General features: G+C 72.2%; 19 protein-coding genes. 14 read left to right on the forward strand and 5 right to left on the reverse strand.

What is annotated here, in order from left to right; all coding sequences use genetic code 11:
- Positions 1-66 precede the first annotated feature (66 nt).
- The gene (locus ACZ46W_RS03500; protein ID WP_468332428.1) at positions 67-2,544 is read right to left on the reverse strand and encodes an MFS transporter; all 2,478 of its coding nucleotides are present in this window, start codon (positions 2,542-2,544) and stop codon (positions 67-69) included.
- A 935-nt stretch (positions 2,545-3,479) separates the two neighbouring features.
- Entirely contained in the window at positions 3,480-3,923 is a 444-nt protein-coding gene (locus ACZ46W_RS03505; RefSeq protein ID WP_366126414.1) for an SRPBCC family protein, read from the reverse strand.
- Positions 3,924-4,066: 143 nt separating this feature from the next.
- On the opposite strand from ACZ46W_RS03505, the gene ACZ46W_RS03510 reads away from it, so the two are divergent.
- The 4 genes from ACZ46W_RS03510 to ACZ46W_RS03525 all read left to right on the forward strand — a co-directional run bounded on the left by ACZ46W_RS03510 (position 4,067) and on the right by ACZ46W_RS03525 (position 7,799).
- Positions 4,067-5,116, forward strand: coding sequence for an Rv2578c family radical SAM protein (locus tag ACZ46W_RS03510; protein WP_468330618.1), 1,050 nt, complete (start codon positions 4,067-4,069; stop codon positions 5,114-5,116).
- 123 nt (positions 5,117-5,239) lie between these two features.
- The gene (locus ACZ46W_RS03515) at positions 5,240-6,823 is read left to right on the forward strand and encodes an alpha/beta hydrolase (protein ID WP_468330621.1); all 1,584 of its coding nucleotides are present in this window, start codon (positions 5,240-5,242) and stop codon (positions 6,821-6,823) included.
- A gap of 38 nt (positions 6,824-6,861) precedes the next feature.
- Positions 6,862-7,275 (forward strand): RidA family protein, encoded by a 414-nt coding sequence (locus tag ACZ46W_RS03520; RefSeq protein WP_468330624.1) that lies wholly within the window; start codon positions 6,862-6,864, stop codon positions 7,273-7,275.
- Positions 7,272-7,799, forward strand: a complete 528-nt coding sequence (locus tag ACZ46W_RS03525; RefSeq protein ID WP_468330627.1) for a GNAT family N-acetyltransferase — start codon at positions 7,272-7,274, stop codon at positions 7,797-7,799. Before ACZ46W_RS03520 ends, ACZ46W_RS03525 begins: the two co-directional genes overlap by 4 nt.
- Before the next feature lie 115 nt (positions 7,800-7,914).
- On the opposite strand, the gene ACZ46W_RS03530 is transcribed toward ACZ46W_RS03525, so the two are convergent.
- Positions 7,915-8,508 carry an adenylosuccinate lyase gene (locus ACZ46W_RS03530; RefSeq protein WP_468330630.1) on the reverse strand — a complete coding sequence of 198 codons (594 nt, stop codon included), beginning with the start codon at positions 8,506-8,508 and terminating at the stop codon, positions 7,915-7,917.
- A 349-nt stretch (positions 8,509-8,857) separates the two neighbouring features.
- On the opposite strand from ACZ46W_RS03530, the gene ACZ46W_RS03535 reads away from it, so the two are divergent.
- From ACZ46W_RS03535 to pssA, 9 genes are all read left to right on the forward strand, one after another.
- Positions 8,858-10,642 (forward strand): 3-hydroxyacyl-CoA dehydrogenase family protein, encoded by a 1,785-nt coding sequence (locus tag ACZ46W_RS03535; protein WP_468330633.1) that lies wholly within the window; start codon positions 8,858-8,860, stop codon positions 10,640-10,642.
- Positions 10,643-10,745: 103 nt separating this feature from the next.
- Positions 10,746-11,576 (forward strand): TetR family transcriptional regulator, encoded by an 831-nt coding sequence (locus tag ACZ46W_RS03540; RefSeq protein ID WP_468330636.1) that lies wholly within the window; start codon positions 10,746-10,748, stop codon positions 11,574-11,576.
- Between the two features lie 468 nt (positions 11,577-12,044).
- Positions 12,045-13,382, forward strand: coding sequence for a crotonyl-CoA carboxylase/reductase (gene ccrA, locus ACZ46W_RS03545; RefSeq protein ID WP_468330639.1), 1,338 nt, complete (start codon positions 12,045-12,047; stop codon positions 13,380-13,382).
- Positions 13,382-15,394: a protein meaA gene (locus ACZ46W_RS03550; protein ID WP_468330642.1), complete on the forward strand. Its 2,013-nt coding sequence runs from the start codon at positions 13,382-13,384 to the stop codon at positions 15,392-15,394. The genes ccrA and ACZ46W_RS03550 overlap by 1 nt, the downstream gene beginning before the upstream one ends.
- Positions 15,391-16,353 (forward strand): HpcH/HpaI aldolase/citrate lyase family protein, encoded by a 963-nt coding sequence (locus ACZ46W_RS03555; RefSeq protein WP_366131073.1) that lies wholly within the window; start codon positions 15,391-15,393, stop codon positions 16,351-16,353. The genes ACZ46W_RS03550 and ACZ46W_RS03555 overlap by 4 nt, the downstream gene beginning before the upstream one ends.
- A gap of 5 nt (positions 16,354-16,358) precedes the next feature.
- On the forward strand, positions 16,359-16,871 hold the full coding sequence (locus tag ACZ46W_RS03560; RefSeq protein WP_307712601.1) for a MaoC family dehydratase: 513 nt from the start codon (positions 16,359-16,361) through the stop codon (positions 16,869-16,871).
- A 2-nt stretch (positions 16,872-16,873) separates the two neighbouring features.
- The gene (locus tag ACZ46W_RS03565; protein ID WP_366131071.1) at positions 16,874-18,079 is read left to right on the forward strand and encodes an acyl-CoA dehydrogenase family protein; all 1,206 of its coding nucleotides are present in this window, start codon (positions 16,874-16,876) and stop codon (positions 18,077-18,079) included.
- A gap of 167 nt (positions 18,080-18,246) precedes the next feature.
- Complete coding sequence (locus ACZ46W_RS03570) at positions 18,247-18,894, forward strand: phosphatidylserine decarboxylase (RefSeq protein WP_366131070.1); 648 nt, start codon at positions 18,247-18,249, stop codon at positions 18,892-18,894.
- Positions 18,887-19,750, forward strand: coding sequence for a CDP-diacylglycerol--serine O-phosphatidyltransferase (pssA, locus tag ACZ46W_RS03575; RefSeq protein ID WP_366131069.1), 864 nt, complete (start codon positions 18,887-18,889; stop codon positions 19,748-19,750). Before ACZ46W_RS03570 ends, pssA begins: the two co-directional genes overlap by 8 nt.
- A gap of 73 nt (positions 19,751-19,823) precedes the next feature.
- Here pssA and ACZ46W_RS03580 read toward each other — a convergent pair whose 3' ends face one another.
- Complete coding sequence (locus ACZ46W_RS03580; protein ID WP_468330649.1) at positions 19,824-20,375, reverse strand: GNAT family N-acetyltransferase; 552 nt, start codon at positions 20,373-20,375, stop codon at positions 19,824-19,826.
- Between the two features lie 41 nt (positions 20,376-20,416).
- Here ACZ46W_RS03580 and ACZ46W_RS03585 point away from each other — a divergent pair, with 41 nt between their 5' ends.
- Positions 20,417-21,604: a PucR family transcriptional regulator gene (locus tag ACZ46W_RS03585; RefSeq protein ID WP_468330652.1), complete on the forward strand. Its 1,188-nt coding sequence runs from the start codon at positions 20,417-20,419 to the stop codon at positions 21,602-21,604.
- 675 nt (positions 21,605-22,279) lie between these two features.
- On the opposite strand, the gene ACZ46W_RS03590 is transcribed toward ACZ46W_RS03585, so the two are convergent.
- Positions 22,280-23,434 (reverse strand): glycerate kinase, encoded by a 1,155-nt coding sequence (locus tag ACZ46W_RS03590; RefSeq protein ID WP_468330655.1) that lies wholly within the window; start codon positions 23,432-23,434, stop codon positions 22,280-22,282.
- Positions 23,435-23,472 lie beyond the last annotated feature (38 nt).

Below are 23,472 nucleotides of genomic sequence, written 5' to 3' on the forward strand. Positions count from 1 at the left end.
CACCGTACGGCCCGTGCGCCGTTGTGCGCCGGGCATCCAGGGAACTGGCCCGGCGCCGACCCGGCGTCAGTCCTCGTGCCCCAGGCGCAGATCACGCTCGGTGCGTGCGCCGCCCGTCACCTGGAGCACGGTGGCGACCGGCGGGTACCCGGCCGCGATCACGGTGTACTCGCCGGACGAGAGGTCCAGGAAGCGGAATGTTCCGTCGGGGCCCGTGGTGAGCGTGTCGACGACGTTGCCGGCGGCGTCGAGGAGCGTCACGCGCGCGTCCTCCACGGGCCGCCCGCCGGGCGCCCGTACCGTCCCGCGCAGCACCGCTCCGCCGGCCAGTTCGATGTCCTGGCGGGTCTCGCGGGCCGCCTGGACGCTCACCGGAAGGGCGGCGGGCCGGAAGGCGGGGGCGCTCGCCGCCAGGGTGTACTCCCCCGCGACGAGCGCGGTGAGGACGTACTCCCCGTCACGCCCCGTGCGGGTGTTGGCGACGACCTCTCCGCGTACGTCGGTGAGGGTGACCGTGGCGTCGCGTACGGGCGTGCCGTCGGCGGTGCGCACGGCCCCGGTGAGCCGGCCCGCGCCCCCGAGGACCACATCGATCTCGACGGGCCGTTCGCCGACGGTGACGGGAACGGCCTGGGGCTGGTGGCCGCCGGCCGCCGCGATCATCACGTACGAGCCGCCGCCCGGGACGCTGAGGGCGTACCGCCCGTCCTCGCCGGTGGCGCCGCGTCCGACCTGCTGTCCGTGCGCGTCGATGAGGGTGAGGGCCGCGCGCGGCACGCACGATCCGTCGTGGTGCTGGACGGTGCCGCAGACGGGGACTCCCGGGCGGGGGTCCGGGCGGCCTTCCGGGCGGGGGCCCGGCTCGGTGCGCGGCGGGGGCACGGCGGCGGTGGAGGCGTTCTGGGTCACCAGCGGTTTCTCCTTGAGGAAGAAGGCGACGAGCAGGCCGAGGCCGAGGACCGGCACCAAGTGGAGGAGGGTTCGCGGCATCGTCTCCGCGTAGGCCCCGAGATACGCGTCGCGCAGGGCGGGTGGCATGGCACGGACGGCGTGCGGGGTGACCGACCACGGGCTGGGCAGGTCGGCCCCGGCGGCCCCGGCGGAGAGCCGGCCGGCGAGGGCGTGGTCGAGGCGGTGGGCGAAGTGGGCGCCGAGTGCGGCGACGCCGGCGCAGCCGCCGATCCACCGGACGAGGGTGTGGGCGCCGGTGGCGGTGCCGAGGCCGCCGGGTGGTGCGGCGTTCTGGACGGCGAGGACGAGGGCGGGCAGGACGAGGCCGATGCCGACGCCGAGGACGGCCTGCCAGACACCGTGCGTGAGGCGTGGCGTGTCGGGCTCCAGCCGGGACAGCAGCCACATGCCGACGACCGCGACGGCACCGCCGAGGACGGGGTGGACCGTGTAGCGGCCGGTCCGGCTGATGAGGTGTCCGGAGAGGAGGGAGGCGGCGGCCATGCCGCCCGCCAGGGGCAGCACCAGCAGGCCGGCTTCGGCGGGGTCCGCGCCACCGGCCAGGGCGAAGCCTCCGGTCGCCGGGAGGCCGTCGGCCAGTTGGAAGAAGACCGGCAGGCAGGCGGCGACGACGAAGAGCGCGACGCCGACGGCGGTGCCGACGAGGCCGCTGACCACGAAGGTGGGGTCCCGCAACAGCCGTAGCGGGATGATCGGTTCGGGCGCGTAGTTCTCCACGACGAAGAACAGCAGGAGGGTGCCCGCCGCGCCGCAGGCGAGCCCCAGGACGACACGGGAGTCCCAGGCGTATTCCGTTCCGCCCCAACTGGCCAGCAGCACCAGGAAGGTCGAGGCGGCGGCGAGCAGGAGCGCGCCGAGGACGTCCAGGCGGCCCCGGGCGGCGGGCCTGAGCGGGGTGAGCGCTGCGCCGACGAGGAGCAGCGCGACCAGGCCCGGCGGAACGGCGGCCCAGAAGCACCAGCGCCAGGAGACGTGCTCGGTGACGATCCCGCCGAGCAGCGGGCCCGCCAACGTGGCGAGCCCGAGGGCGGCGCAGGTCACGCCCAGGAAGCGGCCGCGCCGGCGGGTGGGGACCAGGTCGGCGACGATCGCCTGGGCGCCGGCCAGCAGGCCGCCGGCGCCGACGCCCTGGAGTGCGCGGAAGGCGACGAGCTGGTCCATGGTGCGGGCCCAGCCCGCGAGTGCCGAGCCGGCGACGAAGACGACGAGGGCGAACTGGAAGACGCCTTTGCGCCCGTGGAGATCGCCGAGCTTGGCGTGGACGGGCAGGGTGACGACGGTGGCGAGGAAGTAGGCGGTGGCGACCCCGAGCGCCCGGCCCGGCGCGGTCCGCGCCCCCGGGAGGTCGTCGGCGATCGCCGGGAGGGCCGTGGCGGTGATGAGCTGCTCCAGCACGGCGAGCAGCAGGGCCAGGACGAGCCCGAGGAAGACGACGCGTACCCGACGCGGTCCGAGGGGCTCGCCCTCCGGGACGGGGTCCTCCTCGGGCCCGGCGGGGGCGGTGGCGTCCGGTTCGTCCGGCTCACCGGGCCGGGTGGCTGTTCGGACGCCCGGCGCGCGAGGGTCCGGCACGGCGGCGGCGTGGTCCTCCCCCGGCGAGGCGGTTCCCGTAGCGGCCTCCCAGGGGGCGGTTTCGGGGCCCCGCCATGGGTCGTCCCGCGGCACCGGTTCGGAAGTGGCGTGATCCCACGGCACCTGATCGGCCGACAGCGGATCGCCCGGCAGCGCGTCCCAGGGCTCCTTGGCACCGGGCACGTGATCCACCGGCACCCGGTCCCACGGCACCCCGTCACCCGGCACCCGGTCCGTCGGCACCTCGTCCCACGGCACTCCGTCGCCGGGAACCTGGTCCCACGGCCCCCGGTCGCCGCCCGCCAACCGATCGCCCGGCACATCGGCGCCCCGGCCCCGGTCCACCGGTCCCCGATCGGCCGGCACCCGATCCCCCGGCGTCCGGTCCACGGGTCCCCGATCCCCCGGCACCCGGTCGGCAGGAGCGCCCGGGCCCGAGGTGCCCAGGCGGCCCGAATCACCCGCACCGGAAGCACCCGCGCCCGAATCACCCACACCGGAGGCACCCGTACCGGAGGCACCCGCGTCCGAGGCGCCCATACCGGAAGCGCCCGCGCCCGAGGCGCCCCGGAAGCCCGGTCCCATGGCGGTGGCTTGTGGGCCGGGCCCTTGGGCGGGTGGCTGGGCGCCCGGTCCCTGGGACCCCGGCCCGGATCGGCGGCGGGCCGGCGGTGTGGTGTGGCCGTCGTTCGCCAGCGTGCTCCCACCCACGAACCTGCTCCCCTCGGTCGCGCCTACGCGGCGCGCCATTCTTCGCATTGGGCACCGAGGGGGAGCAAGCGGGGCATTACGGGGTCACGGGCACGGGCCGGCACCGGATACGGGGAGCGCCCCGGCGCTCATCAGGCCCTTTCCCGCGGCCCCCCGCGCGCCGGGCCACGCGGGCACGCCGGGGAGCCGACGGGAAGACCACCCGAACCGGTGACCGTCGCGCGTTACTTCTCGACCTCGGCGGCGAGCTTGGCGAGCACCTGGTCGTAGATGCGGCCGAGCCCCTTGGGGGCGAAGGTCCGCTCGAAGAACCCGCCGATGCCGCCCGCGCCGTTCCAGACGGTGGTGACAACGACCTTCGACCGGCCCTCACCGGCCGGGGTGACGGTCCAGGTGGTGACCATGGAGGAGTTGCGGTCCTTCTCGACGAGCCGGCCGTCGGACGGCTCGGTGACCTCCAGCAGGCAGTCCCGGATGCGCTTGCTGGTGGCCTGGAGCTTCCAGTGGACGAGGGTGCCCTCGCCGTCGCCGCCCTCACGCACCTCGTACTCGCTGAAGTGCTCGGGCAGCAGCTTCCCGCGGGTCTTCTTGTAGTCGGCCAGCGCGTCGAACACCGTCTCCGCGTCCGCCGCGATGACCCGTTCCGTCGTGGCCTCGACCTGCGCCATGCCATGTCCTCCAGCACTCGTTCCTAAGGGGAGGCACAAGCCAACCACCTGCGCGGTGGGCGCCCAAATCCGGGAAGCGCGAGGGAGGCGATCATGGGAACAAGTGTTCTATTGTGTGGCCCAGTGCTACCGAGGAGGCGTCCATGCGCTGGGACAACCTGAGCGACCACCCCACCGCGGCCACCGGGGACACCGTGCTGTTCGGTACGGACGCCGTGACCACGCGTACGTTCGACACCCCGGAGTTCCGGGGGATCACGTTCCACGAGGTGCGCGCCCGTTCGATCGTGAACCGGGTGCCCGGCGCCTCGCGCATGCCGTTCGAGTGGACCGTCAACCCGTACCGCGGGTGCACGCACGCGTGCGTGTACTGCTTCGCCCGCAAGACGCACAGCTATCTGGACCTCGACACCGGCCTCGGTTTCGACTCGCAGATCGTGGTGAAGATCAACGCGCCGGAGCTGCTGCGCAAGCAGCTCGCCTCGCCGCGCTGGCAGGGCGCGCACATCGCCATGGGCACGAACGTCGACTGCTACCAGCGCGCCGAGGGCCGCTACCAGCTCATGCCGGGCATCATCTCAGCCCTGCGCGACCACGCGAACCCGTTCTCGATCCTCACCAAGGGGACGCTGATCCTCCGCGACCTGGACCTTCTGCTCCAGGCCGCGGAGGTCACCGACGTCGGCATCTCCGTCTCCGTCGGCTTCACCGACCGCGAGCTGTGGCGGACCGTCGAGCCCGGCACCCCCGCCCCGGAGCGGCGTCTCGACGTCGTCCGCACACTGTCCGACCACGGCATCGGCTGCGGGGTGCTGATGGCCCCGGTGATCCCGTTCCTCGGCGACCACCCCGACCAACTGCGCGCCACCGTGCGCGCGATCGCGGCCTCCGGGGCGACGTCGGTGACCCCGCTCGTGCTGCACCTGCGGCCCGGGGCGCGCGAGTGGTTCATGGCATGGCTGAACCGGCACCACCCGCACCTGGTGCGGCGCTACGAGCGGCTGTACGCGGACGGCGCCTACGCCCCGAAGTGGTACCAGCGCCGGATCACCCGTCAGGTGCACGAGCTGGCGGACGAGTTCGGCATGGGTCCGGCGCGGCGGGGCGCGGCCCGGCGCATCACGGAGCCGCCCGCTCTCCCGGAGCGGCGGACCGAGCCGGAGACGGCGCCCACACAGCTCACCCTCCTGTGATCACCCTCCTCTGATCGGGTCAAGTCTGCTCGTGGCGTGCCCGTCCGGGCCGGAATACGGGGACGATCCGCCGAGGGCCTTATGCCCTCGCAGCCCCATCGTTCCGCTCGCTCGGGAGGCCGTATGCAGAAACGTGCAGGAGTGCTGATCGCCGCCGGGGCGCTGCTGGCGGGCGCGGTCACCGCCGTGCCGTCGGCGGCGGAGCCGTCCGCCGGGGAACCGCCCGGCCCACTCGCGTGGAAGGGGTGCGCCACCAAGCAGTACCCCCGGCTCCAGTGCGCGTCGGTACGCGTGCCGCTGGACCACGACGATCCGGACGGCGAGCGGATCACCCTCGCACTGTCCCGGATCCCGCACACCGCCAAGACCTTCCAGGGCCCCCTGCTCGTCAACCCGGGCGGTCCGGGTGCCAGCGGGCGCACGATGGCCGGGTTCGTCGCGGCGTCCCTGCCGGCGAAGGTGGCGGCGCAGTACGACGTCATCGGCTTCGACCCGCGGGGCGTGGGCGCGAGCCGGCCCGCGCTCGACTGCAAGCCGGGCTACTTCACACCCGTACGGCCGGACTCGGTGCCGCGCGACCAGCGGGACGAGCGGGTGAACCTGGCCAGGGCCGCGTCGTTCGCCAGGGCGTGCGGCGACAAGTACGGCGACCTGCTGCGGCACATGGGCACGGTGAACGCGGCCCGGGACCTCGACGTCGTCCGGCAGGCGCTCGGCGTGGAGAGGATCAACTACTTCGGGTACTCGTACGGGACGTACCTCGGCGCCGTCTACGCCAAGCTCTTCCCGCACCGGGTACGGCGGGTCGTGCTGGACTCGGTGGTCGATCCGCACGCGGTCTGGTACCGCCTCAACCTCGCCCAGGACGTGGCCTTCGACGCCCGCCACAAGGCGTTCATGGCATGGGTGGCCAAGCACCACAGCACGTACCGGCTGGGCACCGACCCGGCGAAGGTCGAGGCGCGCTGGTACGCGATGCGCGACGCGCTGCGCAAGAAGCCGGCGGGCCGGAAGATCGGTCCGGCCGAGCTGGAGGACACCTTCCTGCCGGGCGGGTACTTCAACGGCTTCTGGCCCACGCTCGCCGAGGCGTTCTCGGCGTACGCGAACGACAACGACCCCGACCCGCTCGTCGCGGCCCACAAGACCCTGTCCTCCCCGGACGCCGCGAACGACAACAGCTACTCGGTCTACGCGGCCGTGCAGTGCCGTGACGCCGACTGGCCGAAGGACTGGGGGGTGTGGCACCGCGACAACTGGCAGGTGTACGGCAAGGCACCCTTCTCCACCTGGAACAACGCCTGGTACAACGCGCCCTGCGCCTTCTGGCCGGTCGACTCCATGACGGCGCCGGACCTCACGAACGACGCGCTGCCACCGGTGCTGCTGTTCCAGGCGACGGAGGACGCGGCCACTCCGTACGAGGGCGGTGTCTCCGTCCACCGCCAACTGCGCCGCTCCAGCCTGGTGGTCGAGCAGGGCGGCGGGAACCACGCGGTCACGCTGGCCGGCAACGCGTGCCTGGACCGGTACCTCGCCCGCTACCTGGAGACGGGCGCGGTTCCACGGGGCGGCGGACGCGGGGCGGCGGACGCGGTGTGCGCGGCGACGCCCGACCCGCAGCCGGTGAAGACGGCCCGGGGTGGCGCGGAGCCCGCCGCCCGGACCGGCGGCACGGCGCTGCACGGGCTGCTCGGGCACGGGTGAGGCGCTGATTGTCAGTGGCGTGCGCGAGGATGAGGCACATGAGCAACCACCTCACCCACGTGCACGCCCCTGACGGGGTCGCCCCCGGTTCCGGTTACAGCCATGTCGTCTGGGGAAGCGGCCGGTTCATCGCGATATCCGGCCAGTGCGCCTTCGACGCGGACGGCCGGGTGGTCGGTGAGGGTGACGCGGGCGCCCAGGCCCGCCAGGTCTTCGAGAACCTGCGGCGGTGCCTGGCCGCGGCGGGCGCCGGTTTCGACGACGTGGTGAAGCTGACGTACTTCGTCACGGACGTGGCCCACCTGCCGGCGGTGCGGGCGGCCCGGGACGAGGTGATCGACACCGCGCGTCCGCCGGCGAGTTCGGCGGTCCAGGTGGCGGCGCTGTTCCGGCCCGAACTGCTCGTGGAGATCGAGGCGTTCGCGGTCCTGCCCGAGGGGCCCCGGCCATGACGGAGGCCGTCCGGGTACGGGACATGGTGGAGGCGGACTGCGAAGCCGTCGCCGAAGTCCGGGTGCGCGGCTGGCAGGCGGCGTACGACGGGCTGATACCGAGGTGGTACCTGGCGGCGATGACCGTCGAGGCGGACGCGGAGACCCGCCGGAGGCACTTCGCCCAGGACGGCACCCGTGCCGTCCACCTGGTCGCCGAGCGCGGGGGTTCGGTGGTCGGCTGGGCGTGCTACGGGCCGTACCGGGACGGGCAGGGCACGGCCGGGGAGGCGGAGCTGTACGCGCTGTACGCGCGGCCGGACCAGATCTCCACGGGCGTGGGACGCGCCCTCATGGCGGAGTCGGCGGCCCGTGCGGCCCGCGAGGGGTACGGGGTGATGCGGTTGTGGGTGCTGAAGGACAACATCCGCGCCCGCCGTTTCTACGAGAAGGCCGGCTTCGCCCCGGACGGAGCGGAGGAGCCCTGGCACGTGGCGGGCGTCACCGTCCCGGAGGTCCGCTACACCCGCCGCCTGACGCCCTGACCGGCCGCCCCCGTTCTCGGCGCCCGCCCGCCGGCGCCCCGCCGCCCCCCGGCCGGGCGCCCCGGGACGGACGTCCGCCCCGGGACGGACGTCCGCCCCGCAGCGGTACCCGGCCTCACCTCGCGGCCGGTAGGCGCCGGAGGGCCTGTGCCGCCGCGGCGGCGAGGCGGGGGTGGGCGCGGGCGGCTTCGAGGACCGGGCGGGCGCGGGGGTCGCCCAGGGTGCCGAGCCCTTCGGCGCAGGCGACGCCGACCCGCCAGTGCGGGTCGCCGACCGCGAGGCGGCGCTCCAGGACGGTGATGAGCGCCGGGACGGACTCCGGCGCGCGCAGCCACGTCAGCAGGCGGACCGGCAGCAGGGCGTAGGCGACGCGCAGTTCGTTGGTGGCGAGCGCGGCGGCCGCTCTCGGTGTGCGCGGGTCGCCCAGCCTGCTCAGGGCATGGGCGGCGGAGACGCATCGCTCGGGGTCCCGGTGGTTGAGGAGCAGGACCAGCGCCTCGAAGGCGCGCCGGTCACCGGCGAGGCCGAGCCGGAAGGCGGCGATCTCCCGGGCCCACAGCGGCTGCCCCGGCCCGGTCAGGACGGCGGCGAGCTCGTCGTGATCCTGGACGGTGAGCAGCCGTTCGTATGCGGGTGATCCGCCTGCCTCGTCGCGCAGCCGGTGCGCGAGCGACCTGAACTCCTCGTCCGTGCCGTCCGTGGCGTCCATGGCTGTCAGTATCCAGCCCCAGCGCGATCCAGATCACACGTTCCGCCCACTTCCCAGGACTGGCGCGCTCGTTACCCGCCAGTTAATCTCAAGTGAGCGGGTACCCCCCGCACCCTCACGGCGGCCTGGTGACGCAGCCGCCGCGAGTGCCTTGTCGGTTCGGCACCTTGTACGACGTGGCTCCGGGACAGAGTCCGTCGGTTCTCCTCACCGCGACAGCACGCCCTGCGCGCGATCCGCCCGCACCCGCGTACGCCGCCTCCCGGACGTACCCCCGTACCCGGGTCGTACCCCCGCGTACCTCCGCGCGCGCCCCTCATCAGTCGTCACTCATCCCTGGAGTCCCGTGATGGACATCCCTCTCTCCACCATCGCCGTCGTCGGTCTCGGCACGATGGGCACCGGTATCGCCGAGGTCCTGACCCGGGCCGGCCGCGAGGTCATCGGCATCGACATCAGCGAGGCCGCCGCCGCCCGCGCCATCACCACCCTGGAGGCCGCCACCGCCCGCTCCGTGGCGCGTGAGCGGATCACCGAGGAGGAGCGGCGCGACATCCTCGCCCGTTTCCGCACCTTCTCCGACCTCCAGGCGGCGGCCGACGCCGACCTGGTCATCGAGGTCGTGCCCGAGTCGTACGAGATCAAGCAGCAGGTCTTCCGGGCCCTGGACGCCATCGTCCGCCCCGACGCCATCCTCGCCACCGGCACGAACGCCCTGTCGGTGACCCGGCTGGCCGCCGACTCCGCACGCCCCGAGCGCGTGCTGGGCCTGCACTTCTTCAACCCCGCCCCGGCGATGAAGCTGGTCGAGGTGGTCTCCTCGGTGCTGACCGCCCCGCAGGCCGTCGCCGCCGTCACCGACCTGGCCCACCAGCTCGGCAAGGAGCCCGTCGCGGTCGGCGACCGGCCCGGTTTCGTCGCGGACGGGCTGCTCTTCGGCTACCTGAACCAGGCCGCCGCGATGTACGAGGCGAAGTACGCCTCCCGCGAGGACATCGACGCCGCGATGAAGCTGGGCTGCGGGCTGCCGATGGGCCCGCTGGCCCTGCTGGACCTGATCGGCATCGACACCGCCCGTACCGTCCTGGACGCGATGTACGCCGAGTCGCGCGACCGGCTGCACGCCCCCGCGCCGATCCTGAAGCAGCTCAGCGAGGCGGGGCTGACCGGCCGCAAGTCGGGGCGCGGCTTCTACACGTACGAGGCGCCGGGCAGCGGCGTCGTGGTCCGCGACGCGCTGACCCCGCTGGAGGCGGGCGGCCCGGACGCGGCGGCCCGTGAGGTCCGGTCCGTCGGCGTCGCCGGCTCCGGCACCATGGCGAGCGGCATCGCGGAGGTCTTCGCCAAGGCCGGGTACGACGTGGTGCTCGCCGCCCGCTCCCTGGAGAAGGCCGAGACCGCCACGGCACGGATCGCCAAGTCGCTGGCCCGCTCCGTCGACAAGGGCCGGATGACGGCCGAGGCGCGCGACGAGACCCTGGCCCGCATCACCCCGGCCGGCTCGCTGGACGCCTTCGCCGATGTGGACCTGGCGGTGGAGGCGGTCGCCGAGGACCTGGAGGTCAAGCAGCAGCTCTTCGCGACCCTGGACAAGGTCTGCAAGCCGGGCGCGGTGCTGGCCACCACGACCTCCTCCCTGCCCGTCGTCGCCTGTGCCCGCGCCACCTCGCGCCCGCAGGACGTGATCGGGATGCACTTCTTCAACCCGGCGCCCGCCATGAAGCTGGTGGAGATCGTGCGGACGGTCCTGACCGCCGACGACGTCCACGCCACCGTCCGCCAGGTCACCGCGCAGATCCGCAAGCACCCGGTGGACTGCGGCGACCGGGCCGGCTTCATCGTGAACGCGCTGCTCTTCCCGTACCTGAACAACGCGATCAAGATGGTCGAGCAGCACTACGCCTCGCTCGACGACATCGACGCCGCGATGAAGCTCGGCGGCGGCTACCCGATGGGGCCCTTCGAGCTCCTCGACGTGGTCGGGCTGGACGTCTCGCTGGCCATCGAGAAGGTCCTGCACCGCGAGTTCCGCGACCCGGGGCTGGCCCCGGCACCGCTCCTGGAGCACCTGGTGGCGGCGGGCTGTCTCGGCCGCAAGACGGGGCGCGGCTTCCGCGAATATGCCCGGCGCTGAGCCGTACGGGGAGTGGGGCGGGCTGCTCGACGGTGCGGGCGGCCCGGCCTCCCGGTCGGCCCCACAGGCGCGGCCTCCTGCACAAATGCAGTACGTTCAGGTCATGTCCCAGCCCGCTGACTCCGCCCGCCGGCCCTCCCGTGCCACCGCCACGCCCGACGCCCCCGAGAGTGCCGCGGGCAGCCGCGCCGCCGCCCAGCGGCTCAAAATGCGCCGCGAACTGGCCGCCGCCGCCATGGAACTGTTCGCGACCAAGGGGTACGAAGCGACGACGGTCGACGAGATCGCCGCCGCGGCGGGGGTGGCCCGGCGCACCTTCTTCCGCCACTTCCGTTCCAAGGAAGAGGCGATCTTCCCCGACCACGACGACACCCTGGTGCGGGCGGAGGCGGTGCTGAACGCCGCCCCCGCGCACGAGCACCCGCTCGACACGGTGTGCCGCGGCATCAAGGAAGTCATGAAGATGTACGCCGCGTCCCCCGCGGTGTCGGTGGAGCGCTACCGCCTCACCCGCGAGGTGCCCACCCTTCGAGAGCGCGAGATCGCCTCGGTGGCCCGTTACGAGCGGCTGTTCACGCGCTATCTGCTGGGCCATTTCGACGAGCGGGACCACCACGACGGCAACGACGACCCGCTGCTGGCCGAGGTGGCCGCGTCCGCGGTCGTGACGGCACACAACCACGTGCTGCGCCGCTGGCTGCGGGCCGGGGGCCAGGGGGACGTGGAGGCGCAGCTCGACCACGCCTTCGCGATCGTCCGGGACACGTTCGGCACGGGCATAGGCGCGGGGCGCGCCGCCGGCGCGACGGCCCCCGCCAAGCCCCCTGCCGCGACGGCGAGCACCACCGGCGACGTGCTGGTCACCGTGGCCCGTACGGACGCGCCGCTGGAGGAGATCATGCGGACCATCGAGCGGACCCTCAAGGCCCGCTGAACCGCCTGGCGGCCTCCACCCGGCAGCCTCCCGCCCGGCTCTCCGCCCGGCGGCATCCGCCGCCCGGGACCTCCGCCCGAAGCCCGCCCTGCCCGACGCTGTCCGTCGGGCAGGGCGGGCCTTTTTGCGCCTTCCTCCCCCCCCCGTTCGATCGATCATCGCTCATCTGTGAACGGCCGATGTCACCTGAGAGAAATTGTTGGCACTCAGTGTCTTGCGGCTTGGCACGCGGTGTCATACGTTGATGTTGTCCGGGCGGCCGGCGTGCAGAGATCTCTCGTACGCCGGCTGTCCCCGCAAGGCCATCGTGCCTCGCGCGCCCGGACGCCTGCGTCACAGGCAATCCCGCGCACCACCCAGCGCTGCCAGCACCACCCCGGCCGAACCGACGGCACACCTCCACAGCAGCACTTTCCCGAGTTCCCCTCGACGTCTCCCCTCAAGACGTTCTTCGCCGGAGGCAACACCGTGAAGGAAATCCTGGACGCGATTCAGTCGTCGGACACCACGTCCGCGGACTTCGCCGCTCTGCCCCTCCCCGAGTCCTACCGCGCGGTGACCGTGCACAAGGACGAGACCGAGATGTTCGCCGGTCTCACCACCCGCGAGAAGGACCCGCGCAAGTCTCTGCACGTCGACGACGTGCCGCTGCCCGAACTCGGGCCCGGTGAGGCGCTGGTGGCCGTGATGGCCTCCTCGGTCAACTACAACTCCGTGTGGACCTCGATCTTCGAGCCGGTGTCGACCTTCAGCTTCCTGGAGCGGTACGGGCGCCTGTCGGAGCTGAGCAAGCGCCATGACCTGCCGTACCACATCATCGGCTCGGACCTGGCGGGTGTCGTGCTGCGCACCGGCCCGGGCGTGAACTCCTGGAAGCCGGGCGACGAGGTCGTCGCGCACTGCCTGTCGGTCGAGCTGGAGTCCAGCGACGGCCACAACGACACGATGCTCGACCCCGAGCAGCGGATCTGGGGCTTCGAGACCAACTTCGGCGGCCTGGCGGAGATCGCTCTGGTCAAGTCCAACCAGCTCATGCCCAAGCCCGACCACCTGAGCTGGGAGGAGGCCGCCTCGCCCGGCCTGGTGAACTCCACCGCCTACCGCCAGTTGGTCTCGCGCAACGGCGCCGGGATGAAGCAGGGCGACAACGTCCTGATCTGGGGCGCCAGCGGCGGCCTGGGCTCCTACGCCACCCAGTTCGCCCTCGCCGGCGGCGCCAACCCCATCTGCGTCGTCTCCTCCCCCCAGAAGGCGGACATCTGCCGCTCGATGGGCGCCGAGGCGATCATCGACCGCAACGCCGAGGGCTACAAGTTCTGGAAGGACGAGCAGACCCAGGACCCCAAGGAGTGGAAGCGCTTCGGCAAGCGCATCCGCGAGCTCACCGGCGGCGAGGACATCGACATCGTCTTCGAGCACCCCGGCCGCGAGACCTTCGGCGCGAGCGTCTACGTCACCCGCAAGGGCGGCACCATCACCACCTGCGCCTCCACCTCGGGCTACATGCACGAGTACGACAACCGCTACCTGTGGATGTCGCTCAAGCGGATCATCGGCTCCCACTTCGCCAACTACCGCGAGGCGTGGGAGGCCAACCGCCTGATCGCCAAGGGCAAGATCCACCCCACCCTGTCGAAGGTGTACAGCCTGGAGGACACCGGCCAGGCCGCCTACGACGTCCACCGCAACCTCCACCAGGGCAAGGTCGGCGTGCTGTGCCTGGCCCCCGAGGAGGGCATGGGCGTGAAGAACCAGGAGATGCGGGACAAGCACATCGACGCCATCAACCGCTTCCGGAACATCTGATGACGGAACGGAAGAAGGACCGCCCCTGGCTCATGCGGACGTACGCCGGTCACTCGACCGCCGAGGCGTCCAACGAGCTGTACCGGCGCAACCTCGCCAAGGGCCAGACCGGCCTGTCGGTCGCCTTCGACCTGCCGACGCAGACCGGCTACGACCCCGACCACATCCTCGCCCGCGGCGAGGTGGGCCGGGTCGGGGTCCCGGTCTCGCACCTCGGCGACATGCGCCGGCTGTTCCAGGACATCCCCCTGGAGCAGATGAACACGTCCATGACCATCAACGCCACCGCCATGTGGCTGCTGGCGCTCTACCAGGTCGTGGCCGAGGAGCAGGGCGCGGACATCACCAAGCTCCAGGGGACGACGCAGAACGACATCGTCAAGGAGTACCTGTCGCGCGGGACGCACGTCTTCCCGCCCGGTCCGTCGCTGCGGCTGACCACCGACATGATCACCTACACGGTGAACCACATCCCCAAGTGGAACCCGATCAACATCTGCAGCTACCACCTCCAGGAAGCGGGCGCCACGCCCGTCCAGGAGATCTCGTACGCCATGTCGACGGCGATCGCCGTCCTGGACGCGGTGTTCGACTCCGGCCAGGTCCCGGCGGACCGCCGGGGGGATGTCGTCGCCCGCATCTCGTTCTTCGTGAACGCGGGTGTCCGCTTCATCGAGGAGATGTGCAAGATGCGCGCCTTCGGCCGCATCTGGGACAAGATCACGCGTGAGCGGTACGGGATCGAGGACCCCAAGCACCGCCGGTTCCGCTACGGCGTCCAGGTCAACTCCCTCGGCCTGACCGAGGCGCAGCCGGAGAACAACGTCCAGCGCATCGTCCTGGAGATGCTCGCCGTGACGCTGTCGAAGGACGCACGCGCGCGTGCCGTCCAGCTCCCGGCCTGGAACGAGGCCCTGGGTCTGCCCCGGCCCTGGGACCAGCAGTGGTCGCTGCGCATCCAGCAGGTCCTGGCGCACGAGAGCGACCTGCTGGAGTACGAGGACATCTTCGCCGGCTCACACGTCATCGAGGCCAAGGTGGACGCCCTGGTCGAGGAGTGCCTGGCGGAGATCGACCGGATCCAGGAGATGGGCGGCGCGATGGCCGCCGTCGAGTCCGGGTATCTCAAGTCCCAGCTCGTCTCGTCGCACGCCGAGCGGCGGGCCAGGATCGAGGCCGGCGAGGAGAAGATCGTCGGCGTCAACTGCTTCGAGTCGACGGAGCCCAACCCGCTCACCGCCGACCTGGACACGGCCATCATGACGGTGGACCCGGCCAACGAGGCGCGCGTGGTGGCGAAGCTCCACGAGTGGCGCGACAACCGCGACGAGGGCCGGGCCCAGGAGGCGCTGGCCCGGCTGAAGGCCACCGCCGCCGGGGACGCGAACCTGTTCGAGGCCACCCTGGAGTGCGCCCGCGCGGGCGTCACCACCGGCGAGTGGGCGTGGGCGCTGCGGGACGTGTTCGGCGAGTTCCGGGCGCCGACGGGCGTGTCGTCCGCGCCGGTGGCCATCGCCGCCGAGGAGGGCACCCCGCTGGCCGCCGTGCGCGAGAAGGTGGCGCAGACGGCCGAGGAGCTGGGCGCCGGGCGGCTGCGGCTGCTGGTGGGCAAGCCGGGCCTGGACGGCCACTCCAACGGCGCCGAGCAGATCGCGGTACGCGCGCGTGACGCCGGTTTCGAGGTGGTCTACCAGGGCATCCGGCTGACCCCGGAGCAGATCGTGAACGCCGCGCTCGCGGAGGACGTGCACTGCGTGGGCCTGTCGATCCTGTCCGGGTCGCACGCCGAGCTGGTGCCGGACGTGCTGGCCCGGCTGCGCGAGGCGGGCGCCTCCGACATTCCGGTCATCGTCGGCGGGATCATCCCGAGCGCCGACGCCGCCGAACTGAAGCGGGCGGGAGTGGCCGCCGTCTTCACACCGAAGGACTTCGGTATCACGGAGATCATCGGCCGTATCGTCGACGAGATCCGTAAAGCGAACAAGCTCGACCCCGTGGAGGTCCCCGCATGACGACCGTCAACCGTCTCCGTCCGCGCCGCTCCTGCCTGGCGGTCCCCGGTTCCAACCCGCGCTTCCTGGAGAAGGCCCAGGGACTGCCGGCCGACCAGGTCTTCCTCGACCTGGAGGACGCGTGCGCGCCGCTGGCCAAGCCGGAGGCGCGGCACACCATCGTCAAGTTCCTCAACGAGGGTGACTGGACGGGCAAGACCAGGGTCGTGCGGGTCAACGACTGGACCACGGAGTGGACGTACCGCGACGTCGTCACGGTCGTCGAGGGCGCCGGTCCGAACCTGGACTGCATCATGCTGCCGAAGGTGCAGAACGCCGAGCAGGTCGTGGCGCTGGACCTGCTGCTGACCCAGATCGAGAAGACGATGGGCTTCGAGGTCGGCCGGATCGGCATCGAGGCGCAGATCGAGAACGCCCAGGGCCTCAACAACGTCAACGCGATCGCCCAGGCCTCGCCGCGCATCGAGACGATCATCTTCGGCCCGGCCGACTTCATGGCCTCCATCAACATGAAGTCGCTGGTCGTCGGCGAGCAGCCGCCCGGCTACCCGGCCGACGCGTACCACTACATCCTGATGAAGATCCTGATGGCGGCGCGCGCCAACGACCTCCAGGCGATCGACGGCCCGTACCTCCAGATCAAGAACGTGGACGGCTTCCGCGAGGTGGCCGGCCGTGCCGCCGCGCTCGGCTTCGACGGCAAGTGGGTGCTGCACCCGGGTCAGGTCGACGCGGCCAACGAGGTGTTCTCGCCGTCGCAGGAGGACTTCGACCACGCCGAGCTGATCCTGGACGCGTACGAGTACTACACGTCCGAGGCAGGCGGCAAGAAGGGCTCGGCGATGCTCGGCGACGAGATGATCGACGAGGCCAGCCGCAAGATGGCGCTCGTCATCTCCGGCAAGGGCCGCGCGGCCGGCATGACCCGTACCTCGAAGTTCGAAGCCCCGGAGGCCTGAGCACCATGCAGTTCGGACGCACCTATGAGGAGTTCGAGGTCGGCGCGGTCTACAAGCACTGGCCCGGGAAGACGGTCACCGAGTACGACGACCACCTCTTCTGCCTGCTGACGATGAACCACCACCCCCTCCACATGGACACCAACTATGCGGAGAAGACGACGGACTTCGGGAAGAACGTCGTCGTGGGCAACTACATCTACTCGCTGCTGCTGGGCATGTCCGTGCCGGACGTCTCCGGCAAGGCGATCGCCAACCTGGAGATCGAGTCACTGCGGCACGTGGCGCCGACCTTCCACGGCGACACCATCTACGGCGAGACGACCGTCCTCGACAAGACCCCGTCGAAGTCGAAGAACGACCGCGGGATCGTGTACGTCGAGACCAAGGGTTACAAGCAGGACGGCACGCTGGTCTGCGTGTTCCGCCGCAAGGTGATGGTCCCGACCGAGACGTACATCAAGGAGCGCGGCGGCGAGCAGCCGGGCCGCCCGGAACTGAAGGCGCAGGAGAAGTAGTCATGGCCCGACTCGCGCAGACCCACGGTCTGACGGACGTCCAGCAGGAGATCCTGTCCACGGTCCGGGACTTCGTCGACAAGGAGATCATCCCGGTCGCGACGGAGCTGGAGCACCGCGACGAGTACCCCCAGGACATCGTCGACGGGCTCAAGGAGCTGGGTGTCTTCGGGCTGATGATCCCGGAGGAGTACGGGGGTCTGGGCGAGTCCCTCCTCACGTACGCGCTGTGCGTGGAGGAGATCGCGCGCGGCTGGATGTCCGTCTCGGGCATCATCAACACCCACTTCATCGTCGCGTACATGCTCAAGCAGCACGGCACGCAGGAGCAGAAGGACACCTTCCTGCCCCGGATGGCGGCCGGCGAGGTGCGGGGCGCGTTCTCGATGTCGGAGCCGGCACTCGGCTCGGATGTGTCCGCCATCACATCGAAGGCGGTCAAGGACGGCGACGAGTACGTCCTGAACGGTCAGAAGATGTGGCTGACGAACGGCGGAACGTCAACGCTCGTCGCCGTTCTCGTCCGAAGTGACGAAGGACACCCCGAGGGCACCGCGCCCCACAAGTCGATGACGACCTTCCTGGTCGAGAAGGAGCCCGGCTTCGGAGAGGTCCGGCCCGGCCTGACCATCCCCGGGAAGATCGACAAGATGGGTTACAAGGGGGTCGACACCACCGAACTCATCATGGACGGACTGCGCATTCCGGCCAATCGGGTCCTCGGCGGGGTCACCGGCCGAGGGTTTTACCAAATGATGGACGGCGTCGAGGTCGGCCGCGTGAATGTAGCGGCACGTGGTTGCGGCGTGGCGCAGCGTGCGTTCGAGCTGGGTGTCTCGTATGCCCAGCAGCGTCACACTTTCGGCAAGCCGATCGCTCAGCACCAGGCGATTCAGTTCAAGCTGGCCGAGATGGCTACCAAGGTCGAGGCCGCTCATGCCATGATGGTCAACGCAGCACGCAAAAAGGACTCCGGGGAGCGAAACGACCTCGAAGCAGGGATGGCGAAGTACCTCGCCTCCGAATACTGCAAGGAGGTCGTCGAGGACGCCTTCCGTATCCATGGCGGCTACGGGTTCTCGAAGGAGTACGAGATCGAGCGTCTCTACCGAGAGGCACCCATGCTGCTCATCGGCGAAGGTACCGCCGAGATCCAGAAAATGATCATTGGGCGTCGGTTGCTCGAGGAGTACCGATTCCAGGGGTGATTGTCGCTTTTGAGTCGGTTCGGCCGCGAAGAAGATCACACCCTGTCATCGTCTTCCGGCCGCCGACTCGGCTTCTGGCTTGCCCAGTTGCGGCCCGCAACCGATAGCATCGCCAAAAAGCCGCCGTCCCCCGCATCCGCGCGGCATCACCGCTACGAAGGTCATCCATGCCCCACAGCCAAACCTCTGCACCTCGCGGCCGTGTCCGCATCGCACGCGGAGCATCGCCGTGGCTTCTGCCGACCGTCGCCACCGCTGCACTCAGTCTTGCCCGCGCGCGCCGTTCCAAGCGCGCAGCGGCCATCGCTGTGCCCACCACCGCTCTGGCGGCGGGCATGCTGTGGTTCTTCCGCGACCCCGAGCGCGAGATCGCGCAGGGCAGGGTCATCTCGCCCGCCGACGGGGTGGTGCAGAGCATCATGCCGTGGAAGGACGGACGCACCCGGGTCGCCATCTTCATGAGCCCGCTGAACGTCCACGTCAACCGCGCCCCGCTCGCCGGCACGGTGACGTCCGTGGAGCACGTGCCCGGCGGGTTCGTGCCGGCGTTCAACAAGGAGAGCGAGAACAACGAGCGCGTTGTCTGGCACTTCGACACCGAGCTCGGTGACATCGAGATGGTGCAGATCGCGGGTGCGGTCGCCCGCCGCATCGTGCCGTACATCCCCCAGGGGACCAAGGTCGAGCAGGGCGAGCGCATCGGTCTGATCCGCTTCGGATCGCGCGTTGACATCTACCTTCCGGAAGGTGTCGACGTCGCTGTCGAGGTCGGTCAGACCACGACCGCGGGGGTGACTCGAATTGACCGTGATTGATCCTGACACACGGGCCGACTGGGTCGCCGACGCCGAGGCGGACATCGCCGAGGAGACCGAGGAGATGCCGCTGTCGCTGCGTCTCTCAATAGCGGACACCCTCACGCTGGGCAACGCCACGTGCGGCTTCATGGCGGTGTACTTCACCACCACCGGCATCCTGATCCCGCACCTCACGGGCAGTGACGAGACCGGCATGGCGCGGCACTCCGCCGCGACCGCCGTGATCCTGATGCTCTGCGCGGCCGTGTTCGACCTCTTCGACGGGCTCGTGGCGCGCAAGCTGCGCAGCTCGCCGATGGGTGCCGAGCTCGACAACCTGTCGGACCTGATCAGCTTCGGTCTGGCCCCGGCCTACTTCGTGCTCGTGTACGGGATGGTCGCGGACGACGCGCACCAGCGGGTGTCCGCGGTGGCCGCGATCGTGGTGCTGCTGGCCGTGGTGCTGCGACTGGCCAGATTCAGTTGCGTGACCATGAAGGACGGCATGTTCCAGGGCATGCCGTCCCCGTTCGGCGCGCTGACGGTCGTCTCGATCGTGCTGCTGGAGCTGCCGTTCATCCCGACGCTGCTGGCGATCATCGGAACGGCGTGGCTGATGGTGAGCCGGGTCGAGTACCCCAAGCCGCGGGGCATCCTCGCGGTGGCGATGCTGAGCTGGATCGTCGGGGCGATGGGCCTGCTGGCGGCCTGGGCGTTCGACGCCCCGGGAGGCCAACTGCTGCTCCAGACCGGCTGCGCGCTCCAGGTGGTGCTGGGCGCCGTGATCCCCCTCTTCGCGACGGCCCGGCGGGTGAACACCTTCCGCGACAACCGGCGCGAGAGCCGGGAGGCGCGGGCGGCACAGGTGCCGTAGGCCGCGCCAGGCGCGTGGATGACGACGAGGGCCCGGGTGCTTCAGAAAAGCGCCCGGGCCCTTCCGCATGCCGTCAGGCGCCGCCCAGGACCTTGAAGTAGTACGTCGTCGGGTGCGGGGTGCCGGACGGGTCGAGCGCGTAGTGCGGGATCGTCCCGGCCCGGGTCCAGCCCGCCTTGCGGTACAGGCCCTCGGCCGCGCTGCCGGTCTCGGTGTCCAGGACGAGCAGGGTGAGCCCCTCGGCGGCCGCCGCCTCCTCGGCCGCGGCCAGCAGCCGGGAGCCCAGGCCCCGGCCGCGGGCGCCCTGGTGGACCAGCAGCTTGGAGATGTCGGCGCGGTGCGGCTGGTTCGGCATGGTCGCGCGGACGAGGGTGATCACGCCCGAGACGCCGCCGTCGGGCCCGTACGCCGCCCAGACGCTCCGTACGCCGCCGGCGGCCTCCTCTGCGGCGCCACGCCACCAGGCGGCCGCCTCGGCGTGGCCGAGCGGGGCCAGGAAGCCGACGGAGGCGCCGCCGTGGACGGCGTCCTGGAGGAGGGCGGCGAGCCCGTCGGCCGCGAGGTCGTGGATCCGGCGCGGGGTGAGGGGCTCGATCCGGTACGCGGGGTGAAGATGATCAGTCATGGCCAGAGCTTCACACATCGGTGTGTGGCATTCTCCGGGCCATGGGAGGGCGAAGACCGCGTACGGGGAACGACTGGAAACTGCTGGCGCGGGCGTGTGCCGCGCTGCTGGAGCGGCTGCCGGAGCTGGTGGACGAGCACGTGCGGGAACTGCACGCGTACTCCCCCGCGTACGGGCGGATCATCGGCTACGACCAGCACTGGCAGGAGGCGCGGGAGGCGATGCGGATCGGCATCGAGATGATCTCGGCGCCGAGGGCGTCGCCGCGCCGGGACCTGGAGCACGCCGAGTGGCTGGGGCGGCGGCGCGCGGAGCAGGGGCTGCCGCTGGAACTGATGGTGCACGCCTACCGGCTCGCCGGGCAGCAGGTGTGGAACGCGCTGCTGGAGGGCGCCACGTCGGACGTGCGGCGCCTCGCGGTGCTGATGCAGGCGGCGACGATGGTGTGGGCGGCGGTGGACGCACAGGCGGACACGGCGTCGGAGGCGTACCGGGCGACGGAGCGGGAGCTGCGGCGCCGCACCGACGAGCAGCTCCAGGCCCTGCTCGACGCGCTGCTGGAGGGCGGCCGGTCCCCGGAGGTCGCGGCGCGCGCGGCGGCGGGGCTGGACCTGCCGGAGCGGGGGCGGTACGCGGTGGTGGTGCTGCGCGCCGGGCGGCGGGACCTCACCCACCGGCGGCTGGCGGCGGAGGGGCTGCGGCTGGTGTGGCGGATGCGGACGGACTGCGAGATCGGGGTCGTGTCGCTGGCGGAGGACACCGGGCTCGACGTGCTCGCAGAGCTGCTGGAGGCGCGGTGCCCGGGCCCGGGCGGGATCAGCCCCGTGGTGGAGGGCCTGACGGAGCTGGGGCGGGCGCGGCGCCTGGCGGAACTGGCGCTGCGTACGTGCCCGGCGGACGCGCCCGCGATCGTCCGCCTGGACCGGCGCCTGTCCGGCGCCCTGGTGGTGAGCCACCCGGACCTGGCGGCCCTGCTCGTCTCCGAGGTCCTCGGCGCCCTCCTGGACACCGACCCGGCGGACCGTGCGGTGCTCCTGGAGACGCTCGACGTCTGGCTCGACTGCGAGGGCTCGGCCGGCCGCGCGGCCAGCCGCCTCTACTGCCACCGGAACACGGTCTTCAACCGCCTCCGCCGCCTGGAACAGCTCACCTCCCGGTCCCTCTCCCGCCCCCGCGACCTCACGGAGATGACCCTCGCCCTGGACGCCTACCGCCTGACGGCGGGGTGAGGGACGGGGGTCCGGGGCCGGGGCGCCGGGCTGCCGCCGAGGGCAGGGCCATGCTGGGCCCTCGCACCCCGCTGCGGGGCCGCGCGCCCGGGGGCCCGGGCTGGGCCCCTGCAGGGCCCGGCTGGGGCGGTACGGGGCGCCAATGGCGCTGGGGGCCGCCCGGCTGGGCCATGGGGACGCGCTGGGGCTGGGCCCCGGTGCTGCCCGCGGGCACGGAGCGGGGCCGGGCGGGCACCGGACGGACACGGGCGCCCTGGCGGGTGCCGCGGCCGGGGGCCGCCCGTTCCAGGGCAGGCTTCGCGTCGGCCGGGTGCGGGGCTGCGCCGCGGCGCAGCGGCGGTGCCCGGTGGCGGGGGGCCCGAGGGAGCCGGGCCGCCCGGCCGGGGCGCGGGGGCGGCGCTGGGGCCCAAGGGGTGGCCGGAGCCCGGGATGGCGGGTGCCGGCCGCCGGAGGGCGGGGACCCCGGCGCCCCGGGGCCTGGCCGAGGGGGGCGTGCGCCCGTGGTGTGGTGCCACCGGTGTCGGGGCTGGGCGGCGAAGGTCCCACGGGTGGGCCGGAGCCCGTACGCGGGGGCGGGTGCTGCCCGCCGGAGGGCAGGCCCCGGCGCCCCGGGGCCTGACCGGTGGGCGGCGGAGGTGTGGGGGCGGGGAGCCCCCACGACCCCCGGCGTGGGTGCTAGGACAGGAAGTCGCGGGCGATGTTCGCTGCCTGGCGTTCCAGGAGGGGGCCCGCTTCGGCCATGCACTTGGCGGGGTCCGGCTCCAGTTCGGTGAGGGCGTAGGCGCGGCGGATGCCGGCCTTGCCGAGGGCCTCGGGCGGCAGGGCCAGGCGGCCGCAGACCGCGACGACCTCGATGCCCGCCGCGCGGGCGGCCGCCGCGACACCGGCCGGGGCCTTGCCGTGCAGGGTCTGCTCGTCGAGGGAGCCCTCGCCCGTGATGACCAGCGTCGCGCGGGACAGGGCCGGGCCGAAGCCCAGGACGTCCAGCATGACCTCGATGCCGGGGCGGAAGCTCGCGCCCAGGGCGACCAGCGCCCCGTACCCGATGCCGCCCGCCGCGCCCGCGCCCGGGGACTCGGCCAGCTCGGTGGCCCGGGGGCCGATCGAGTCCGCGAGGACGGACGCGAAGTGGGCCAGGGCGGCGTCCAGCTCCGCGACGTCCTCCGGGGAGGCGCCCTTCTGCGGCCCGTACACCGCCGGCGCGCCCTTCGGGCCGGTCAGCGGGTTGTCGACGTCGCTGGCTAGGACCAGGTCCACGTCGGCGAAGCGGGCGTCGAGGCCCGACAGGTCGGCGGTCGCGAGGTCCCGGAGCCCGCCGCCGCCCGGCCCGACGGGCTCGCCGTCCTTGTCCAGGAACCGGGCGCCCAGCGCGGCCAGCATGCCGGCGCCGCCGTCCGTGGTCGCGCTGCCGCCCACGCCGAAGACGATGGTGCGGGCGCCCGCGTCCAGCGCGGCGCGCAGCAGCTCGCCGGAGCCGTACGTGGTGGACGTCAGCGGCGCGAAGACGCCCTCGGGGAGGAGCTGGAGGCCCGACGCCTCCGCCATCTCCACCACAGCCGTCCCGTCGCGCAGCGCGTACGCGGCGGTCACCGGCGCGCCCAGCGGGCCGGTGACCCGTACCTCACGCCGTTCGAACCCGGCCGCCACCGCGGCGGCGACCGTGCCGTCGCCCCCGTCGGCCACGGGCAGGGTCTCCACCTCGAGCCCGGGGACGACGTGCCGGAGCCCGGCCGTCACCCGCTCCGCGACCTGTACGGCCGTGAGCGAACCTTTGAACTTGTCAGCCGCGACGAGCACGCGCGCGGCCTCAGTTACTGCTCCGTCCGTCACCCTTGCATCCCTTGCTTTCGAACAGGCAGTCGCGCCGA

The sequence above is a fragment of the Streptomyces sp. NPDC031064 genome (assembly GCF_055570965.1).